We start from the raw sequence: 1,199 nt of genomic DNA, 5'->3' as shown, positions 1-1,199 counted from the left end.
AACATGCTCTCGCTCGGCATCGACGGCTCGGTCGACACAGTCGGCGCCGCTGCGGCGCTCCAGGCGCCCGATCTCGGCGCTGCGGTGCTGAAGTGGACCGTCACGAGTGTGGTGGATCCCGTCTTCTCGGGCGTCACCACCCAGGCGTCCGCGCGCTGCGTCTCCGGCAAGGTCGTCGTCGTCGTCACGGTGAAGAACACGGCAGCGGTGACCATGGACGCGGTCCTCACCTCCGACTTCGGCACCAAGACCGTCTCGCTGGCGGCCGGACGGACCGTGTCGCATGCCTTCTCGACCCGCAAGGCGAGCGTCGCCGCGGGTGCTGTGACGGTGGATCTCTCGGCCCAGTCCGGCGGCACGACGCGTCGGACGAAGATGCAGGCGGCGTACGCCCTGACGACCTGCAGCTGAGATCGGACGTCGCGCGGTGGGCCTGACGTCCGGCCGACCGCGAGGCGCGACGAGAGGGCGGGATCCGGCTCAGGCCGGGTCCCGCCCTCTCGTCGTCTCCGCCGCCCTCCGACCGGTCGGGGCGTCGTCTGCACGAGTGGTGAGAGGCCGGGTGCGAGCGCTCCACCTCGCGAGATCGCCTCGAACACGGAGAACGACGGAGCCCGGCCGCTGCCCGGATCAGGGACGACGGCCGGGCTCTCCGGTCAGGTCACATCCCGTCGCGGATCATCGCCTCGGTGAGGTCGACGTTGCGGTCGAAGTTCACCTCGTTGTACTCGTTCGGGTAGTTCAGGCCGTAGGGCCAGATGTGCGGGTTGCTGCAGTTGAGCCGGGCTCCTGCGCCGTCCCAGGACTGGAGGAGGGCGACGGCGGTGGTGCCGGTCCAGACTCCGTCGACGCACTTCGCGTAGTACCCGCCACTGGTGCCGATGCCCAGGGTGTGCCCCATCTCGTGCAGGGCGACCCCCTCGACCATGAATCGCCGATCTGCGCCGAAGTTCATGGTGCCGCTGAGACCTGCATTCGCCGTGCGCACTGCCGGGTCGTAGGAGACACGGAGGTGCTTGGAGATGTCGGTGCGGGCGTTGTAGCGGTCGACGGCTGCTCCGACGGCCGCGTCGATGCGGGCGTACGCGTCGAGCTGGTCAGCGGTGGGGTTCGCTTCGCGGTAGACGGTGTAGGTCACCTCGTCGACGGCGGCGTCTGTGATGCGCCAGCGCTGAGCGGTACTGGTGGTGCAGGTCTGC

The 1,199-nt window shown here is 69.4% G+C and carries 1 protein-coding gene and 1 pseudogene; one reads left to right on the top strand and one right to left on the bottom strand.

Going from position 1 to position 1,199, the window contains the following annotated elements:
- Nucleotides 1-411, top strand: a pseudogene (locus C5C10_RS18005) (hypothetical protein); the annotation flags it as partial.
- Nucleotides 412-661: 250 nt separating this feature from the next.
- Here the strand turns inward: C5C10_RS18005 and C5C10_RS18000 are convergent.
- Nucleotides 662-1,199, bottom strand: a 538-nt coding sequence (locus C5C10_RS18000) for a hypothetical protein (protein ID WP_104329884.1), incomplete at its 5' end; no start/stop codon positions are given.

Source organism: Rathayibacter sp. AY1A3 (assembly GCF_002930975.1).
Taxonomy (GTDB): Bacteria; Actinomycetota; Actinomycetes; order Actinomycetales; family Microbacteriaceae; genus Rathayibacter.
The sequence above is the reverse complement of the archived record's forward strand: the minus strand, read 5'-3'. Positions and strand labels throughout refer to the sequence as shown.